Raw genomic sequence first — 1,377 nt, 5'->3', positions numbered from 1 at the left:
CGGCGGAGGGGAGTGTCATCTGGACCGGGACCATCAGCTCCGGTGAGTTGAAGTGGGCGTATGAGAATTGCCGCGCTTTTCTCTTTCCTTCGCTTGACGAGGGTTTCGGGCTGCCGGTGCTCGAGGCGGTCAATGCAGGTGCTCGAATTGCTCTAAGTGACATTCCTGCTTTCCGAGAGTTCGGTGACGTGGGCGTTTTCTTCGACCCGGAAGATGATGATGACATCGCGAGCAGTATCGCGATGCTCCTCCATGAATTGCCGAAGAGGGCTGCCAACGCTGAATCGATGATTTCATGGGAGACCGTCGTCACCAGGCTCAGAAACGAGGTAGTGAAGAAATGATCCCAGCGATCGATAAAGTTCTCCGACGCCGGGTCGACGAACTGTACCGAACGACACGCCGCACTGACGTGGGGGTCGACCCGAGGATTGGAACGTCTGTACTTGTTGAGTGGCTCGGACGCAGAGGTCTTCAGCGTCTTCGGGCTCGATTTCACGGCTATCCGAGTTCTTTCATCGGAAGAAACTTCCGACAGAGGTCAAAATCGCAGCTGACTCTCGGGCACTCCGTCTCAATCGGGGATGGGGTGACAGTGGATGCCATGTCTGCAGATGGCATTCGCATTGGCAGCAATTCGACAATTGACGATTTTGCTGTTCTGCGCGGTTCCGGTGTGGTTCGCAATCTGGGTGTGGGTATTCTGATTGGTGAGAAAAGTTCAATTGGTGCATTCAACGTTGTTTTAGGCCAAGGCGGAGTCGTAATAGGGAATGATTGTCTCTTGGGCCCGAACGTTACAATTGTGTCTGAGAATCATAATTTTGAAGATGCGTCTATTGTCATTCGGGCGCAAGGCGAGACTCGATTGCCAACTCGGATCGGAAACGATGTGTGGATCGGTGCTGGGGCCGTGATCTTAGGCGGAAGCGTAATTGGTGACGGTGCAGTTGTTGCGGCTGGGGCCGTCGTTCGCGGCGAAGTTCCCCCTTACTCCATTGTCGGTGGAGTTCCGGCGCGGGTATTGGGTCGCAGAACGGGAATATCTAAATGAAAAAAGTTCTAGTGGTCACCGAGTCAAGAAGTGTTTGGGGCGCTGAGCGTTCCCTTCTCCAGTTGGCTAAGTTCGCCGAAGCCAACGGAGTTTCCTTACATTTTCTCATATCGCGGGATTCGCCTTTAGCCAGCGACCTGGCCAACTTGGGTTTTCCGTATTTGTACCACGATTTTGCCCGCCATCCAGCGCTAGAGGCTACCGGCTCGCTATCGAGTGCTTCTTTTGCTTTAGTAGTTAGGGAAGTAATAGGCATACTTTTCGGGGCAAAGCGCATTTGGCGAAAAATGAAAGGATTCGATTCCATCCTTGTATTCAGTATC

3 protein-coding genes are annotated in these 1,377 nt (G+C 53.0%); all 3 read left to right on the top strand.

Translation table 11 applies throughout. The features are described from left to right. Positions 1-344, top strand: a 344-nt coding sequence (locus LQV45_RS32725; RefSeq protein ID WP_230011770.1) for a glycosyltransferase, incomplete at its 5' end; no start/stop codon positions are given. Positions 345-604: 260 nt separating this feature from the next. After that, positions 605-1,054 carry a DapH/DapD/GlmU-related protein gene (locus LQV45_RS35750; RefSeq protein WP_290370389.1) on the top strand — a complete coding sequence of 150 codons (450 nt, stop codon included), beginning with the start codon at positions 605-607 and terminating at the stop codon, positions 1,052-1,054. Beyond that, positions 1,051-1,377 (top strand): hypothetical protein (locus LQV45_RS32710; protein WP_230011769.1); only part of this gene is annotated, 327 nt, incomplete at its 3' end. The genes LQV45_RS35750 and LQV45_RS32710, both read left to right, overlap by 4 nt.

It is taken from the genome of Microbacterium sp. Bi128 (assembly GCF_918698205.1).
This window is presented reverse-complemented; position numbering and strand designations above follow the sequence as displayed.